We start from the raw sequence: 17,410 nt of genomic DNA, 5'->3' as shown, positions 1-17,410 counted from the left end.
GGCGATATCTTCGAGGAAAGAACAGGCACGTGACACATCTTCCCAAACTGCGCCATCTGGTTGCCTTGGCACTGCTGGCAGCACTTGCCGCATGCGGCACCGTCGACGGCATCGGGCGCGATATATCTTCGGCCTCCAACCGGGCCTCGCAGTTCTTCTAAGCAGTCACGCCATCGTGCGCCGTGTCTTCAGACATCAGACTTGAGCGATTGACCGCTTGGGCGTATGTCCCGCATCATCAGGCGGCCCATCCGGCGCGGCCAAGCCGATTAGCCTAGCCGAAAGCCCAGACCGTGTCGAAAACCCCAAAAGAGCAAACAGCCGATCACCATTTTGCGCTGTCCCCGCTGCTGTTGAACCTCGCTGTCGCCGCCTTCATTCTGGCGGTGCATAACAACACCTTCTGGCAGCGTAATGTTGCAATCTTTGGCGATCCGCTGGCCATTGCCACATTTGGCGGCGCCGTCTTTGCGCTGACATGGCTTATCATCACGCTGTTCGCCCTGCGCTGGTTGCAAAAGCCGGTGCTGGTGTTTTTGCTGATCCTCGGCGCGGTTACCTCATATTATCAAGATACGCTGGGGGCCACGATTGACCGTGAAATGATCCAGAACGCGATCACCACCACGGTAACAGAATCAAAACACCTGATCACCCCCAGCTTTGTCATTCATGTGCTTTGGGCCGGGGTTTTGCCCGCGATCATGGTGGTATGGGTGCCGGTGAAACGCCTGCCCTTGCTGCCCTCTGCGCTGATCTGGGCCGCGACAAGTGCCGCCGCCGCCGCGCTTTGCATCGGGTTGCTGCTTTCAGATTTCGCCACGTTTTCCGTGGCCATCCGTGGCCAAAAAGAGCTGATGGCCAGCTATCAACCGGGCGCGCCGCTTGCTGGTGCCCTTCGCTACGCCCGCATGCTGCAAAAATCCAAAGCCCTGCCGTTGCAGGCCCTCGGCATTGACGCCAAGCCCTCCAGCGCCTTGGCCGCTGCGACAAAACCTGTGCTTTTGGTGGTTGTCGCCGGTGAAACCTCGCGCGCTGAAAACTGGAGCCTGGGCGGATACGACCGCGCGACCAACCCCGAACTGGCGCAGCGTGATATTACCTATTTTTCCAATGTCTCGTCTTGCGGCACCGCCACCGCCGTTTCGCTGCCCTGCATGTTCGCCAATTACACCCGTGCCGATTACAGCTATGACATAGGCGCCAGCACCGAAAACATGCTCGATATTCTGGCCCGCGCGGGCTATCATGTTGAATGGTGGGACAATAATACCGGCGACAAAGGTATCGCCGCCCGCCAGACCATGCATAGCATCATTACCTCAACCGACCCGCGCTACTGCGCCAAGGGCGAATGTACGGATGGTATATTTCTGGACAAGCTACAGGATTACGCCGAGAACATCACCCAAAACACCGTTTTGGTGTTTCATATGATCGGCAGCCATGGCCCGTCCTATTACCTGCGCTACCCTGCCGAGTTTGAGCGGTTTACCCCGACCTGCAAGACCGCCGAATTGCATGAATGCACGATTGAGCAAATTACCAATGCCTATGACAACACTGTGGTCTATACCGATCATATCGTTGCCAGCCTGATTGATGTTCTGGCGGCGCAAACCAAGGCCACGGCGGCGCTGTTCTTTGTGTCGGATCACGGCGAGTCGCTTGGTGAAAACGGGCTTTATCTGCACGGCGCCCCCTATTTCATGGCCCCTGACAGCCAAACCCATGTGCCCATGCTGACCTGGATTCCGCAATCCTATGCCGAGGTGTTCGGCATCCAGCGCGATTGCCTCGCAAAGGATACAACCGCGGCCCTTAGCCATGACAACATGTTCAGCACTGTGCTCAGTCTTGCCGGGGTTGAAACCGGGGTCATAGATCCGCAACTTGACCTGATCACACCGTGCCGCAATGCCAACTGAGCCAAAACCCCGCCCCGAACGCATTACGGGCCTGCGCCACTTGTTTGCCGCCGCCAGCTATTCCATCGCCGGGGGTCACCGCCTGTGGCAAGAAACCGCGTTTCGCCATGAGCTGCTTGGCCTGCCCGTGGTCTGGCTGCTGTTCTGGGCTGCGGCTGCCCCGCTTTGGGCCTATGGTGTGTTTGTCATCCTCTGGCTGATCCTGATCGCGGTTGAGGCGTTGAATACCGCAATCGAGGCCATCGTCGATCACGTCTCGCCGGATTGGTCCGTGGCGGCCCGCGATGCAAAAGACCTCGGCTCTTTGGCGGTCATGGCGCTGCTTTTGGCCAATGGGGTGTTTGTCGGCTATGTGTTGCTGCGCTCACTCGGGGCCTGAAGCCGGTTGAAACCGGGACGACGCAGATTATGGGTGGCAGGATCGGGTTTTCTCACCGGCCCGTACCCTGATTGATCCACGCCAGATCCCGGTGCAAGGGCCCCCGATCACAGCTTTGCTGCTGGCACAGGCTTGCAACGGCCACAGCAGCGGTTTAGCAACCACACATGATGCTTTCAGTAACCCAAGCCCCGCCCTATCCCCGCTTGCCTGCGCATTTCAACATGGCAGCGCATGTGCTTGCGCAAGGCGCAGCCACGCCGGACCGCCCGGCGCTGGAATTGCTGCACCCCGACCACAGCGAGGTCTGGACCTATGCCCAGGTTCAGGCGGCCGTTGCCGGGGTGGCAACCGGCCTGCGCGCGCAAGGGTTGCGCCCCGGCGACCGGGTGCTGATGCGGCTGGGCAATTCGCTGGCGTTTCCGGTGCTGTTTCTTGCGGCGATCACCGCAGGGCTTATTCCGGTGCCGACCTCGGCCATGCTGACCGGGCCCGAGGTGGCCAAGCTGTGTGATCTGGTCTCCCCGGCGCTGATCGTGGCGGATGAGGGTGTCGCGATCCCTGATCATCCGCCTTGCCCGGTTCTGCCCGCAGCCGCGCTACAGGCCATGCATGCTTTGCCAGCGCACCCTTTCGAAATGGGCGACCCGAACCGGCTGGCCTATATCATCTTCACGTCTGGCACCTCGGGCCGCCCGCAGGCCGTGGCCCATGCCCATCGCACCATTCTTGGCCGCGCGATGATGCTGCAAGGCTGGTACGGGCTTGCGCCCCAAGATCGGCTGCTGCATGCGGGTGCGTTCAACTGGACCTATACGCTTGGCACCGGGTTGATGGACCCCTGGACCATGGGCGCCACCGCGCTGATCCCCGCCCCCGGCACCGAAACCCGGCTGCTGCCCCGCCTGTTGCAGCGCGCAAAGGCCACGATTTTTGCCGCAGCCCCCGGCGTTTACCGCCAGATGCTGCGCACCCCTCTGCCCGAGATGCCAAACCTGCGCCACGGGCTTTCTGCGGGTGAGGCCTTGCCACAAGCGACCCGCGATGCGTGGAACGCAGCCACCGGCACGCCGATATTCGAGGCCTTTGGCATGTCCGAAATTTCCACCTTCATTTCCGGCTGCCCCGACCGCCCTGCGCCAAACGGCAGTACCGGCTTTGCACAACCCGGCCGCCATGTCGCTGTGTTGGATGCTTCAGGCCAGCCAGTACCCATCGGCACCCCCGGCGTGCTGGCAGTTGACACCCGTGACCCTGGCCTGTTCCTGGGCTATTACAAGGACGAAGCCGCCACCAAAGCCCGCTTTCAGGGGCGTTGGTATTTAACCGGCGACACCGCCGAAATGGCCGCAGGTGGCGCGATCACCTATCTGGGCCGCAACGATGACATGATGAACGCAGGCGGCTACCGCGTCTCGCCGCTAGAGGTAGAGGCCGTCATCGCCACCCTGCCCGGCATTACCGACAGCGCCGCCATAGAGATAGAGGTGAGGCCCGGCACCACCATCATCGCCTGTGTCTATGCCGCCGCCGCGCCGCTGGATGAGGCCACACTTGCCGACCATGCCGCGCAAAACCTTGCGCGCTACAAACAGCCGCGCGCCTACCATCACCTTGCACAGCTGCCGCGCAACGCCAATGGCAAACTGAACCGCCGCGCCTTGCGCCAGCTTATCACCCCTCAGCCGCCGGTCTGGAACCAGCCCCAAGGACAACAGCATGATCCGTCTTGATATCTTCTCCGACCCAATCTGCCCCTGGTGCTTTATCGGCAAAGCCCTGCTTGACCGGGCGCTGGAAAGTCGGCCTGACCATCCGTTCAGCGTGGCATGGCACCCCTTTCAGCTTAACCCCGACATGCCCGCCGAAGGGGCCGACCGGCGCAGCTATCTAGAGGCCAAGTTCGGCGGCAAACAGCAAGCGGTCGCAATCTATGCCCGGGTCGAACAAGCCGCAAAGGCCGCAGGGATCGAGATCGACTTCTCAACGATTCAGCGCACCCCCAACACAATGAACGCCCACCGCCTGATCCATTGGGCGGGGCTGGAGGGGCGGCAGGCTGCCGTGGTAGCCGCCCTGTTCCGTGCCTATTTCCAGGAAGGCCGTGATATCGGCAGCGATGACACGCTGATCGCAATCGCCCAATCCGCGGGCATGGACCCAACCGCCACCGAGCGCCTGCTGGCCACAGATGCCGACCGAACCGATCTTGCCGCCCGCGATGCCGACGCCCGCCAAAAAGGTGTGACCGGCGTGCCTGCCTTTCTGATCGCGCAGCAATATATGATGTCTGGCGCGCAGCCCGTGGAAACCTGGCAGCAGGTTATTGATGAGCTGCTGGCAACCATCGCCCATGAACCGCAAACCCGCTCCTCTCTCGATTGACGTTCGGCCTGCAACGGGCTTTCCGATCGCCGTATTTTTGGACCTTGCCCTTGGCGCCATTGCAGGCGATATCCTTGGGTCTTGGCCGTGATCGGACAGAGTCTTTCCTCTGATCAGCGCGCCTTTCCGGCAGCCCCCTTGCGCGCCATTCCCTGCTGCATCGCGCGGCATGGGTTTGACGCGTCATCATCGCTGCTTTGGCACTATAACTGAATAAAAGGCCGTAACCCTGTGACCCAAACCGCCAAACGTATGGGGCAACCCGAGTTTATCGCGATGATTGCGATGCTTTTTGCCACCATCGCCTTTTCAATCGACAGCATGCTGCCCGCCTTGCCCACCATCGCGGCCGAGCTTACGCCAGACGCCCCCAACAACGCACAACTGATCCTGACCAGCTTTGTGCTGGGCATGGGGATGGGAACGCTGCTTGCAGGCCCGCTGTCTGATACTTTTGGCCGCCGGCGCATCATCGTTTTCGGGTCCATCCTCTATTGCATCGCCGCCGCTGCAGCCTATGTCGCGCCGACGCTGGAAACCGTGCTGCTTGCCCGTGTGGTTCAAGGTATCGGCGCATCCGGCGCGCGCGTGGTGTCGCTTGCGCTGGTGCGTGACCTTTACAAGGGCCGCGATATGGCCCGCGTGGTCAGCTTTGCGATGATGATCTTTACGCTGGTCCCCGCCGTTGCCCCGCTTGCGGCCAGTGGCATCATTTCGGCCTTTGATTGGCGCTCGATCTTTATCACCTTCATTGGCTTTGCGGTGATCTCGCTGGCGTGGCTGCTGATCCGTCAGCCCGAAACCCTGCCGCCCGAAAACCGTCGCCCCTTTCGCGCCAGGCCGCTTTATGCCGCCCTGCGAGAGGTGCTGTCACATCGCACCATTCTTACCACGATCATCGTGCAAACCCTTATTTTTGGGGCACTTTTCGGCACGCTCTCCTCGGCGCAGCCGATCATCGACATCCAGTTTGGCCGTGCAAGCACTTTCCCGCTGTGGTTCGCGCTGGTCGCACTTTGTGCCGGGGTGGCCAGCCCGACCAATGCCGTTCTTGTTGGTCGCCTCGGCATGCGCTACCTGATCACCGCGACCTTGGTCGGGCAAATCATCCTCTCGGCTCTCATGCTGGCGCTTACGCTATCCGGGGTTTTGGCGGGTGATCTGGCCTTTGCCGGTTTCATCATCTGGATGATCGGCGTTTTCGCGACGGCGGGGCTCACGCTTGGCAATCTCAACGCCCTGGCGCTTGAGCCTGTTGGCCATATCGCAGGCATGGCGGCCTCGGTCACCGGCTCCATCGCCACGGTTCTGGCTGTCATGCTGGCCGCCCCAATTGGCCTTGCATTCGATGGGTCTTACCTGCCGCTTATCATCGGCGTTGCGGTGATGGCGGTGCTGTCGTTGCTCCTCATGCTGTCCATTCCGCGCGACAAACACTGAAACAAGGCGCGGCACCAGTTGCCGCGTTATTTCTTTAAATCCAACAGCTTCCCGGCCAAAGCTTTTGCAATCGCAAAAGCCCCCTTAAGCCGTTCTGCTTCGGTTTTCCAGTCCTGCACCAGCACGATCTTGTTGCCGGAAACCCGCGCGCCCGGTTGCGATTTGATGAAATCCACCAACCCTGCGGGATTGGCAAATTTGTCGTTGTGAAACTGCACCGTGGCCCCTTTTGGCCCCGCATCCAGCCGCGCAATGCCTGCGCGTTTGCACATCGCCTTGATCCGCACCACCAACATCAGCGTGTTGACCTCTTTTGGCAATGGCCCGAAACGGTCAATCAACTCGGCGGCAAAGCCTTCCATTTCGACCTTGCTCGCAAGCCCCGACAAACGCCGGTACAGCCCCAGCCGCAAGTCGAGGTCCGGCACATAAGCCTCTGGAATCAATACTGGAACCCCAAGATTGATAGTCGGTGCCCATTGGTCATCCACCTCGGCCAGCCCCGAAATCTCGCCTGATCGCAGCTTGGCAATCGTTTCCTCCAGCATGGCCTGATACAGCTCATAGCCGACTTCCTTGATATGCCCCGACTGTTCCTCACCCAAAAGATTTCCCGCGCCGCGCAGGTCAAGGTCATGGCTGGCAAGGTTGAACCCGGCCCCCAAACTGTCGAGGCTACCCAACAGGCGCAATCGCTTCATCGCCTGCGGCGTCAACGGCGCGCGCGGTTTGGTGGTCAGGTAACAATAGGCCCGCGTCTTGGCCCGCCCCACGCGGCCCCGGATTTGGTACAGTTGCGACAGCCCGAACATATCGGCCCGGTGAATGATCATCGTATTGGCAGTTGGAATATCCAAGCCTGACTCCACAATTGAAGTAGCAACCAGAACATCCTGTTTTCCATCATAAAAATCGTTCATCCGCTGGTCAAGATCACCCGCGGCCAACTGCCCGTGCGCCACCAGATAGGTCACCTCTGGTACCTGATTTTTCAAGAAATCCTCGACAAAGGGCAGGTCCGAAATCCGCGGCACCACGAAGAATGACTGCCCGCCGCGATAGCGTTCGCGCAGCAACGCCTCACGGATGGTGACCGTATCAAACTCGCTCACATAGGTCCGAATGGCCAATCGGTCCACCGGCGGCGTGGCGATGATAGACAGGTCGCGCACCCCGGTCAGCGACAATTGCAAGGTGCGGGGAATAGGCGTTGCGGTCAGCGTCAGCACATGCACGTCTGATCGCATTTCCTTCAGCCGCTCCTTATGGCCAACGCCGAAATGTTGTTCTTCATCAATGACTAACAGCCCGACGTTCTTGAATTTGATCGCCTTGGCCAGCACCGCATGGGTGCCGACCACAATATCCACCGTGCCATCGGCCAACCCGGCGCGCGTAGCGGCTGCATCCTTTGCATTAACAAAGCGCGACAAGGGCTTGATATTGATAGGAAAGCCGCGAAATCGTTCGGCAAAGCCACGGTAATGCTGCCGCGCCAGCAGGGTTGTCGGCGCAATCACCGCGACCTGCATCCCCGAAAGGGCTGCCGCAAAGGCCGCCCGCATCGCCACCTCGGTCTTGCCAAAGCCAACGTCACCCACGATCAAACGATCCATCGGGCTGCCTGCCTCAAGATCGGCGATCACATCACCAATCGCCGTCAGCTGATCCTCGGTTTCGGTATAGGGAAAGCGCGCGGCAAAGGCCTCCCACATCGCATGCGGGGCCTCCAGCACCGGGGCCTTGCGCAAATGCCGCTCTGCCGCGATCCGCATCAACCGTTCCGCAATCTCACGGATCCGCGCCTTCAGCTTGGCCTTTTTCGCCTGCCAAGCGCCGCCGCCCAGCCGGTCCAGCAAACCGTCTTCATGGCCATAGCGGCTAAGAAGTTCAATGTTTTCAACGGGCAAATACAGCTTGGCATTTTCGGCATATTCAATGCTCAGGCATTCATGCGGCGCCCCCAAGGCCGTGATCATCTCCAGCCCCAGATAGCGCCCAACGCCGTGCTCGACATGCACCACCAAATCACCGGGGCTGAGGGTTTGCACATCGCGCAGAAAGTTATCCGCCTTGCGCTTGCGTTTGGGTTTGCCAATCAGGCGGTCGCCCAACACGTCTTGTTCCGATATCACCGCCAGCCCCGGCGCGGTAAACCCCGCCTCCAACGGCCAGATCATCAAAAACAGACCGCCTGTTCCCGTCACCTCGCGAAAATCCGCAACCTCCGTCGCGCCCAGAATGCCCTGATCGGCAATCAGCCCCCGCAGACGTTCGCGCGCCCCTTCGGACCAAGACGCGATCACCACATTCGCATCTTTGCGCAAAACTTTAATGTGGTCCGCAAGCGCATTGAAAAGACTTATGTTTTCTTGCTGGCGTTCGGGCGCAAAGCTGCGCCCCATACGCCCGCCCGCATCCAGAACCCCCGGCCCCGGCGATTGCGCCAGCGGCGACAGTTGCACCACCCGTCGCGCCGCCAGCGCTGCCGCCCAAGCCGCATCATCGAGGTACAACAAGCCGGGCGCGGCCGGTTTATAGACCGTATCCATCCGCCCCTTGGCGCGCATCGCCTCCATCCGCGCGTCATACTGGTCGTCGATACTTTCCCAGCGCGCCAGCCGCATCGGTGTGATCTGATCGTCCAGCATCACCGCAGCATCGGGCAGATAGTCGAACACCGTCTCCAGTTCAGCATGGAAAAACGCCAGCCAATGCTCCATCCCCTGATGTTTGCGCCCCGCGCTTACCGCCTCGTACAAAGGATCATCCGAGCCGCCCGCGCCAAATTCCACTCGGTAGTTCTGGCGAAACCGCGCAATCGCCGGCTCATCCAGGATCACCTCGGAGACGGGTGCGAATTCTACCGATTTCAGCTTTTCCGTCGTGCGCTGGGTGTCGGGGTCAAACCGCCGCGCCCCGTCCAGCACATCCCCGAACAGATCAAGCCGCACCGGCCCCAAAGGCCCCGGCGGATAGATATCAATGATGCCGCCGCGGATGGCATAATCGCCGGGCTCGGATACCGTAGGGCTGGGCGTAAACCCCATGCGAGTCAGAAAATTGCGCAATGCCGCTTCATTCAGCCGGTGCCCGACGGTGGCCAGAAACGACGCCTCGCGCAAAACTGTCCGCGCGGGCATGCGCTGGGTCGCGGCATTCAACGTCGTCAGCAGCACAAACGCCCCTGACACCCCTTGCGCCAAGGCGGCCAGGGTCGCCATTCGCCGGGAAATGATGTCAGGGTTGGGCGACACCCGGTCATAGGGCAAGCAGTCCCAGGCGGGCAGTTCGAGCACCGCAACCTCGGGCGCCATAGCCGCCAAAGCGGCGCGCATTGCCTCCAGCCGCTTGTCATCGCGCGCAACATGAATGACCGGCACCCCGCGCGCCAGTTCCTTTGCCACCAAAACGGCGTCAAAGCCTTCGGGCGCGCCGCCTAAAATGATCCGTGTCGCTGTGTTTTTCATCGGCTTAATTCGGCCAGATTGCAAAGACTTGCATGTTTTGCCACATTCCCCAAAGCGACGTGATGAAAATTGACACCATGCCAATCGCCTGCACTATCATCCGGTGCCGCGTCAGGCAGCGGTACAGATCATCCCCCTGCATCTGTGTCTCTGAAATTCTCTGCGCCGTCGCAAGACTGAGCGCGCCGACAATCGCCAGCGGGGCCAAAAGCAAAAATACCGCTTGTGCAAATTCAACCCGGTAGACAAAGCCCAAAATCACCAGCGCCGTGATCATGAATGCCATCAGGGCAATCAGCCACAGCCCCGACACACGGGCAATAAACAGCATCCGCCGCGTGTTTATCGCAACAAGGTCCTGCAGGTCCTGTGCGGCGTCGCCGCCATATTTGCGCGCCCGTGCCACCATGTCAAAGGGCACACCAAGCACCCAGTGGCTGGTCGTCGACCACAAAACCGCCAGGGCGATCCAGAACCACAAATTCGAAAATGACCGTAAGTCGATCAGATCGAAAACCATTTTATACCAATCCACTAGGCCAACCTTTGTATCCGTTTCAATACCCTTTTGGACGAACACAAAGGGCGGTTGCGTCATTCCTACCCTTGAGACGCGCAGGTTTCCATGGCAGTCAGAAGAAAAGCCGTAACCCCTTGCATATCAAACACAGCCAAAGGAGCCGCCGATGCGTCCCACCACAGGTCAATACCCCGCAACCCGGTTCCGTCGTCTGCGCAAATCCGAGGGCTTGCGGCGATTGGCACAGGAAAATTCACTTTCGCTGAATGATCTGATCTGGCCGTTGTTTGTGCGCGATGGGGTCAATCAGCGCGAAGCTGTGGCCTCGATGCCCGGCGTGGAGCGGCTGTCGGTTGATCTGATCGTCAAGGCCGCCGAAGAGGCCGCAGCGCTTGGCATCCCTGCCCTGTGCCTGTTTCCCTATACCGACCCCGATTTGCGCACCGAAGATTGTGCCGAAGCCTGGAACCCCGAAAACCTGGCCAATACCGCCATCCGCGCCATCAAGGCCGCCGTGCCGCAGATGATGGTGATGACCGATGTCGCGCTCGACCCTTACAATATCAACGGGCATGATGGGCTGGTGCGCGATGGCATCATCTTGAACGATGAAACCATTGCGGCGCTTGTCAAGATGTCTTTGGCGCAGGCCGAGGCGGGGGCCGATATTCTGGGGCCCTCCGACATGATGGATGGCCGCATCGGCGCCATGCGCCAAGCGCTGGAAACGGCGGGATATTGCGATGTGGCAATCATGTCCTATGCCGCGAAATATGCGTCGGCCTTTTACGGCCCGTTCCGTGATGCGGTGGGCGCGGGCAGCCGCTTGGTTGGCGACAAGAAAACCTATCAGATGAATCCAGCCAATTCGAATGAGGCCATGCACCTGATTGAACGTGACCTGACCGAGGGGGCGGATATGGTCATGGTCAAGCCGGGGCTTCCCTATCTGGATATTTGCCGGCGCGTCAAAGATACGTTCGGCGCGCCGACCTATGCCTATCAGGTGTCGGGCGAATACGCGATGATCATGGCCGCCGCGCAAAACGGCTGGATTGATGGCGAAAAGGTCATGTTGGAAAGCCTGATGGCATTCCGCCGGGCCGGTTGTGACGGGGTTTTGTCCTATTTCGCCCCGCGCGTGGCAAGGATTTTGGGCGATCACGGCTGAAATCACGGCAATATTTCGCGCATCCCGGCCGATGCCCGGCCCAAAAGCCGCTTAAAACTCATGCAAAAGCCATGCAAAAGGATGACAGCCCCGCAAAATCGCGCTAGCGTGGCGCGAATGGTCCAAATGCTGCGCGCCGATACTGCAGCAGGGGCCCAATACTTGAGCAATCAGGGACCGGGAAAAAAACCGGCGCAGTATATGAGGCGGCAGAGATATGAATTTTTTGAACCGACGGAGTTTTTTGGGCGCGACGGCCGCGTCGGTGGCGCTTGCGGGCTGTTCCAATGGCGTTGGCGGGGGCGGTTCTCAGCGCTTGGATGCGCGGGTTGATGCCACCCGTGATTTCCTGTTCACCCGCTACCCCGGCACCCGTGATCTGGCGCAGAAAAGCACGGGCGTGCTTTACATGCCCCTGATCACCGAGGCCGGTTTCGGGCTTGGCGGCGCCTATGGCCAGGGCGCGCTGCGGATCAATGATGTAACGGTGGATTATTATTCGACCACCCGCGCAACCATCGGGTTCCAGATCGGCGTGCAGCAATATGCACATGCGCTGTTTTTTCTGACCGAGGCCGCCTTGGGTGATTTTCGTCGCGCGCCGGGGTGGGCTGCGGGGGCCGAAGTGCGCTACGCGACCCCCGATCAGGGCGCCAGCCTTGGCAAGGAAACCACCGAAATCAGCCCGGTCATTGCTTTGGTCTTTGGTCAATCCGGTTTGATCGCCGGGGCAACACTGGCCGGGTCAAAATACACGCGGATCATTCCGTCAACCTGACCGCCTTTCGCGCTTTCGTTGAACCGCTTTGGGCAGGGTTACGCTGCGCCCTGGTTGTGCAGGCTTGCTATCAGATCCTGCACAACGGGCGGTTCCGGCCTCATCCCGAAGACAAGGCCAGAGCCGGCTATTTCAGGCGTTTGATAAGGCTGGATGTATCCCAGCGGCCGCCGCCCATGTTTTGCACATCCTTGTAGAACTGATCGACCAGCGCCGTAATCGGCAGGCTTGCGCCAATCTCATTTGCGGTTGCCAGGCAAATGCCCAGATCCTTGCGCATCCAATCCACTGCAAAGCCATGGGTGAAATGATCGTCCAGCATGGGTTTGTGGCGGTTGTTCATCTGCCAGGACCCGGCGGCCCCGCCCGAAATCACCTCGACCACGGCTTTGCAATCCATCCCGGCCTTTTCGCCAAAGGCCAGCGCCTCGGCCAAGCCCTGAACCAGCCCGGCAATGCAAATCTGGTTCATCATCTTGGCAATCTGGCCCGCCCCGGTATCCCCCAACCGTTTGCAGATCCGCGCATAAGCCGCAATCACCGGCTCGGCGGCGGCATATTGCCCGGCATCGCCGCCACACATCACCGACAACACGCCATTTTCGGCCCCCGCCTGGCCCCCGGATACCGGCGCATCGACAAAGCCAATGCCCGCCGCCTGTGCCAAACCATGCAGTTCACGCGTAACCTGCGCCGAAACTGTGGTATGGTCGATGAATATCGCGCCTTTCGCCATCCCGGAAAAGGCCCCATCGGCGCCGCCGCAAATGCCGCGCAGATCGTCGTCATTACCGACACAGGCCAACACGAACTCTTGCCCGAGTGCCGCCTCGCGCGGGGTCGCGGCCATACGCCCGCCGTGTTTTGCAACCCAGGATTCGGCCTTTGCTGCCGTCCGGTTATACACCGTCACCTCATGGCCCGCTGCCGCCAGATGCCCCGCCATGGGAAAACCCATCACGCCCAAGCCCAAAAATGCCACTTTTGCCATTGCTTCCACCCTTCCAATTGTATCGCGCTGCTGGATCGCATAGGTAACCACCCTAACCCTGCCGTCAAGAAAAGACCGTCCATGCTCATTGCCTTTCGCTGGCTATCCCGACTCTTCATGGCGCTTTTGGCGCTTGCCACACTGGCGTTGGTGATTGCCTATTTCTTTCTGTCGCGCTCGCTGCCAGATTATGCCGCCAGCTACCAGCTTGACGGGGTGTCGGGCGAGGTGGAAATTGTGCGCAACAACGCCAATGTGCCGCATATCTTTGGCCCCACCGATGCGGATGTCTATTTCGCGCTTGGCTTTGCCCATGCCCAGGATCGGCTTTGGCAAATGACCATGCTGCGCCGCACCGCGCAGGGCCGTCTGTCCGAGGTGTTTGGCGAACGCACCTTGAAGATTGACGAGTTGCTGCGGCGCTATGATCTTTATTCCCTTGCCAGCCAATCCGTCGCCGCCCAGGATGCGCCGACGCTTGCGGCGCTTGATGCCTATTCCCGCGGCGTGAACGCCTGGATAGGCGAGGTGAATCTTGGCGCGCTTGGCCGCGGCGCGCCAGAGTTTTTCTTTTTTACCAATGAGATAGCGACATGGCAACCCGCCGACAGCATCGCCATCATCAAGCTTATGGCGCTGCAACTGTCCGGCCATCTTGAGGCCGAAGTGCTGCGCGCCCGCACCTCCAAGCTGCTGCCCGAGGCGCGGCTGTATGACATTCTGCCCGATGCCCCCGGCAGCGCCGTAACTGCCCTGCCCGATTATGCCAGCCTGATGCCCGGCCCGATTCCCGGTGGTTTTCCGTTCCGACAGGCACAAGACCCGCTGTCTCCCTTCAAATCCGGCGCATTTGCTGGTGCGTCAAACGCCTGGGCGGCCGCCCCCGAACGGTCGGCGGCGGGCGGCTCACTGCTGGCCAATGACCCGCATCTGCAATTCACCGCCCCAACCCTGTGGTATCTTGCCCGGCTTGAATTTGCCTCTGGTGGCGTTATCGGGGCCACCATCCCCGGCGTTCCAGCCATTCTGATCGGCCGGTCCGAGGCTTTGGGCTGGGGCCTCACCTCGTCTTACCTGGATGATCAAGACGTGGTGATGGAACGCATCAACCCCGACAATCCCGAACAATATGACAGCGGCGCGGGGTGGAAGAACTTTACCAGCCGCCGTTCCATCATCACCGTCAAAGACAGCGATCCCGTCACCATCACCCTGCGTTGGTCCGAAGCGGGGCCAGTGCTGCCGGGCAGCCATTACAACCTTGCCACCGTCACCCCCGCTGGCCATGTCGCGGCGCTGGAATGGACGGGGCTTTCGGCCAATGACACCTCGATGACGGCGGCCATCCGCCTGATGAAATCACGCTCTATCGCCGAGGCTATCGAGGCGGGTCGTCTGTATATCGCGCCGTCGCAAAACCTGATGCTGGCCGACCGGGACGCCGTCGCCTTTCAGCTTATCGGCGCGGTACCAAACCGCAACCCCGCGCATGAAACCATGGGCCGCATGCCCAGCCCCGGCGACAAGCTGCAAAATCGCTGGGATGGCATGCAAGATTATGCACAAAACCTGGGGGTGCTGAATCCGACCTCGGGCCTGCTTGGCAACACCAACAACAAAACCACCGATGCGCCTTTCCCCGATAATATCAGCTTTACCTGGGGCGATACGCACCGCATCCAACGCTGGTTGACCCTGATGAAAACCCGCGAGGTTCACACCCGTGAAAGCTTTATCGAGGCGCAGCTTGATACTGTTTCCCCTGTCGCCCGCGCTGTATTGCCGCTGATCGGCGGCGATCTTTGGTTTACGGGCACCCCTTCGCCCAGTGGCACCCCCGAACGGCTGCGCGAACAGGCGCTGGAACTGCTGGCCGAATGGAACGGCGAGATGAATGAGCATCTGCCCGAGCCGCTGATCTATGCGGAATGGCTGCGCACGCTTCAGGATCGTCTGATCCGGGATGAGCTGGGGCCGCTTGCCAGTGAATTTTCACACCCCGATCCGGTGTTTATCGAGCGGGTTTTCCGCAACACCGATGGCGCGGAAAAATGGTGCGATGTCATCCAATCCGCCGCAATTGAAACCTGCCCCGCCATTGCCCGCATCGCCCTGGATGAGGCGCTGCTGCGGCTGTCTGAACGCTATGGCCGCAGCATCGAGACATGGCGCTGGGGTGATGCGCATCAGGCCACGCATGATCACCCGGTTCTTGGCAATGTGCCGCTGCTGCGCTATTTCGTCAACCTGCGACAGTCCACCTCGGGCGGAGACAGCACCCTGATGCGGGGCCGCACCTCGGGCGAGGAACCCGACCCGTTCCTGAACGTGCATGGCGCCGGCTATCGTGGGGTTTATGATTTTGCCGACCCGGACAGCTCGGTTTTCATCTTGTCCACGGGCCAATCCGGCCACCCGCTTTCGCGCCATTACGACGATCTTGGCGTGCTTTGGCGGCGTGGGGAATATATTCCGATGTCGCTTGATCCCGAACTTGCACGGGCAGCGGCGGTGGGCATAACGCATTTGCTGCCGAATTGAAACACGCCCCCACACGCAGGCTGCATGTGGGGGCGCAGGTTTATCCAGGGGGGCCTTGGCGTTTTCAGCTTGAATTGAGGCGCGCGCCAGGCTGGTTACACCAAGAACCGAAAACGCTTTGGCGACAACAGCGGTTTCGCCCCGCGCGCTGTCAAAGCGCCAGAAAGGCTTTTTCCTGCCGTTCCGTCCAGCTTACCCGAAGGTTCCAGCCGCTATCGGTCAGGGCCTCGTTCAGGATCACACCTTCTGAATGAAGCCAGGCATGTTCCTTGCCTTTGCTGAAATCCAGAGTCAGGTCAGCCTCGGCTCTGACGGCTTCAAACGCTTTTGCAACCGCCGCCAGCAATGCTGCAATCCCGCGCCCGGTCAGCGCCGAAAGGGCAAATATATGCGCTGACTTTTCGGCCTGCGCCTCCAGCGTGGCCTTGGCAGTTTCATCGACCAGATCCAGCTTGTTCCAGATCTCGAACTGTGGCGTCTCAGCCTTTACGCCAAGCGACCCCAGGATTTCCGCCACATCCGCGGCCTGTTCGGCCGATTCCGGGTGGCTGATATCGCGGACATGCAAGATCAGATCGGCCTCCAGCACCTCCTCCAGTGTGGCCCGAAAAGCCGCGACAAGTTGGGTCGGCAGGTCCGAAATGAACCCCACAGTATCGGATAAAATCACCTTGTCGCCGTTCGGCAGTACCATCCCCCGCATGGTTGGGTCCAGCGTGGCAAAAAGCATGTCTTCGGCCAGAACATCCGCGCCGGTGATGCGATTGAACAGCGTTGATTTGCCCGCATTGGTATAGCCGACCAAAGCCACCATGGGAAACGGCACCTTGCGCCGCGCCGCACGGTGCAATTCGCGGGTTTTCACAACCTTTTCAAGTTGCCGCCGGATTCGAACCACCTGATCATCAATCGCACGGCGATCCGATTCGATCTGGGTTTCCCCCGGCCCGCCGACAAAGCCAAAACCGCCGCGTTGCCGCTCCAGATGGGTCCAGGCGCGCACCAGGCGGGTTCGCTGATAGGAAAGCGCTGCCAGTTCAACCTGAAGCACGCCTTCACGGGTCCGGGCCCGATCCGCGAAAATCTCAAGGATCAACCCGGTCCGGTCCAGCAGCTTGACGCCCCATTCCTCTTCCAGATTGCGTTGCTGGACGGGCGTTACCTGACCGTCGATCAAAACCAGCCCAACATCCAGATCCTGCAACCGTGCCTTCAGCTCTGCCACTTTTCCGGTGCCGAACAACGTGCCCGGCAACCGCTTGGCCAGCCGCACCACTTCGCCGCCCACAACTTCCAGCCCCGGCAAAGCCCCCGCCAAAGCCGTTGCTTCGGCCAGCCCGTGTTCCGGCAACCGCCGCGTGCGAACCGATTTCAGATCGGGGTGCAGCACATAGGCACGCGTCTGCTCGGCCCGCGTATCATGGCCAGACAGGCGCAGAGAAACCGAGAACCCATCATCCTCGTCGTGATCATCCGGTTCCAAATCTATTCTTCGCCTTCATACAAGCTGATCGGCGCACCCGGCATTATGGTTGAAATCGCGTGCTTATAGACAAGCTGCGACTGCCCATCCCGGCGCAAAAGCACACAGAAATTATCAAACCAAGTGATGACGCCTTGAAGTTTGACGCCATTGATCAGGAAAATTGTCACTGGAACCTTCGCCTTGCGAACATGGTTCAGAAATGCATCTTGAAGATTTTGTTTATCGGAAGCCATTATTGCATTGCCTTTTTTTTCTTTTGGTTACCGGTTTTGCCTGCGGTTTAGCCCCGAAGGTTCATATTTTCACTATGAAACGGCTTTA

The 17,410-nt window shown here is 60.1% G+C and carries 14 protein-coding genes; 9 read left to right on the top strand and 5 right to left on the bottom strand.

Annotation, left to right across the window (positions count from 1 at the left end):
- Window positions 1–29: 29 nt before the first annotated feature.
- The 6 genes from VDP61_RS15410 to VDP61_RS15385 all read left to right on the top strand — a co-directional run bounded on the left by VDP61_RS15410 (window position 30) and on the right by VDP61_RS15385 (window position 6,132).
- Window positions 30–161: an entericidin EcnA/B family protein gene (locus VDP61_RS15410; protein ID WP_323007746.1), complete on the top strand. Its 132-nt coding sequence runs from the start codon at window positions 30–32 to the stop codon at window positions 159–161.
- A gap of 132 nt (window positions 162–293) precedes the next feature.
- Window positions 294–1,928, top strand: coding sequence for a phosphoethanolamine--lipid A transferase (locus tag VDP61_RS15405; RefSeq protein WP_323007745.1), 1,635 nt, complete (start codon window positions 294–296; stop codon window positions 1,926–1,928).
- Window positions 1,918–2,307 carry a diacylglycerol kinase gene (locus VDP61_RS15400; RefSeq protein ID WP_323007744.1) on the top strand — a complete coding sequence of 130 codons (390 nt, stop codon included), beginning with the start codon at window positions 1,918–1,920 and terminating at the stop codon, window positions 2,305–2,307. The genes VDP61_RS15405 and VDP61_RS15400 overlap by 11 nt, the downstream gene beginning before the upstream one ends.
- Before the next feature lie 170 nt (window positions 2,308–2,477).
- Window positions 2,478–4,040, top strand: coding sequence for a class I adenylate-forming enzyme family protein (locus VDP61_RS15395; protein ID WP_323007778.1), 1,563 nt, complete (start codon window positions 2,478–2,480; stop codon window positions 4,038–4,040).
- Window positions 4,027–4,692: a DsbA family oxidoreductase gene (locus tag VDP61_RS15390; protein ID WP_323007743.1), complete on the top strand. Its 666-nt coding sequence runs from the start codon at window positions 4,027–4,029 to the stop codon at window positions 4,690–4,692. Before VDP61_RS15395 ends, VDP61_RS15390 begins: the two co-directional genes overlap by 14 nt.
- A gap of 252 nt (window positions 4,693–4,944) precedes the next feature.
- Window positions 4,945–6,132 carry a multidrug effflux MFS transporter gene (locus VDP61_RS15385; protein WP_323007777.1) on the top strand — a complete coding sequence of 396 codons (1,188 nt, stop codon included), beginning with the start codon at window positions 4,945–4,947 and terminating at the stop codon, window positions 6,130–6,132.
- A gap of 26 nt (window positions 6,133–6,158) precedes the next feature.
- Here VDP61_RS15385 and mfd read toward each other — a convergent pair whose 3' ends face one another.
- Both mfd and VDP61_RS15375 read right to left on the bottom strand, forming a co-directional pair.
- Window positions 6,159–9,602, bottom strand: a complete 3,444-nt coding sequence (gene mfd / locus VDP61_RS15380; RefSeq protein WP_323007742.1) for a transcription-repair coupling factor — start codon at window positions 9,600–9,602, stop codon at window positions 6,159–6,161.
- A 4-nt stretch (window positions 9,603–9,606) separates the two neighbouring features.
- Window positions 9,607–10,137 carry a component of SufBCD complex gene (locus VDP61_RS15375; RefSeq protein WP_323007776.1) on the bottom strand — a complete coding sequence of 177 codons (531 nt, stop codon included), beginning with the start codon at window positions 10,135–10,137 and terminating at the stop codon, window positions 9,607–9,609.
- Window positions 10,138–10,288: 151 nt separating this feature from the next.
- Here VDP61_RS15375 and hemB point away from each other — a divergent pair, with 151 nt between their 5' ends.
- Complete coding sequence (gene hemB / locus VDP61_RS15370) at window positions 10,289–11,293, top strand: porphobilinogen synthase (RefSeq protein WP_323007741.1); 1,005 nt, start codon at window positions 10,289–10,291, stop codon at window positions 11,291–11,293.
- Window positions 11,294–11,510: 217 nt separating this feature from the next.
- Window positions 11,511–12,071 (top strand): YSC84-related protein, encoded by a 561-nt coding sequence (locus VDP61_RS15365; RefSeq protein WP_323007740.1) that lies wholly within the window; start codon window positions 11,511–11,513, stop codon window positions 12,069–12,071.
- A 127-nt stretch (window positions 12,072–12,198) separates the two neighbouring features.
- On the opposite strand, the gene VDP61_RS15360 is transcribed toward VDP61_RS15365, so the two are convergent.
- Entirely contained in the window at window positions 12,199–13,062 is an 864-nt protein-coding gene (locus VDP61_RS15360) for an NAD(P)-dependent oxidoreductase (RefSeq protein WP_323007739.1), read from the bottom strand.
- A gap of 81 nt (window positions 13,063–13,143) precedes the next feature.
- On the opposite strand from VDP61_RS15360, the gene VDP61_RS15355 reads away from it, so the two are divergent.
- Window positions 13,144–15,603 carry a penicillin acylase family protein gene (locus VDP61_RS15355; RefSeq protein WP_323007738.1) on the top strand — a complete coding sequence of 820 codons (2,460 nt, stop codon included), beginning with the start codon at window positions 13,144–13,146 and terminating at the stop codon, window positions 15,601–15,603.
- A 151-nt stretch (window positions 15,604–15,754) separates the two neighbouring features.
- Here VDP61_RS15355 and hflX read toward each other — a convergent pair whose 3' ends face one another.
- Window positions 15,755–17,041 (bottom strand): GTPase HflX, encoded by a 1,287-nt coding sequence (hflX, locus tag VDP61_RS15350; RefSeq protein ID WP_323007775.1) that lies wholly within the window; start codon window positions 17,039–17,041, stop codon window positions 15,755–15,757.
- A 47-nt stretch (window positions 17,042–17,088) separates the two neighbouring features.
- Window positions 17,089–17,322, bottom strand: a complete 234-nt coding sequence (hfq, locus tag VDP61_RS15345; protein ID WP_022704857.1) for an RNA chaperone Hfq — start codon at window positions 17,320–17,322, stop codon at window positions 17,089–17,091.
- Window positions 17,323–17,410: the final 88 nt, after the last annotated feature.

Origin of the sequence: Pseudorhodobacter sp., assembly GCF_034675685.1 — a bacterium.
In the GTDB taxonomy this organism is placed as follows: domain Bacteria; phylum Pseudomonadota; class Alphaproteobacteria; order Rhodobacterales; family Rhodobacteraceae; genus Pseudorhodobacter.
This window is presented reverse-complemented; position numbering and strand designations above follow the sequence as displayed.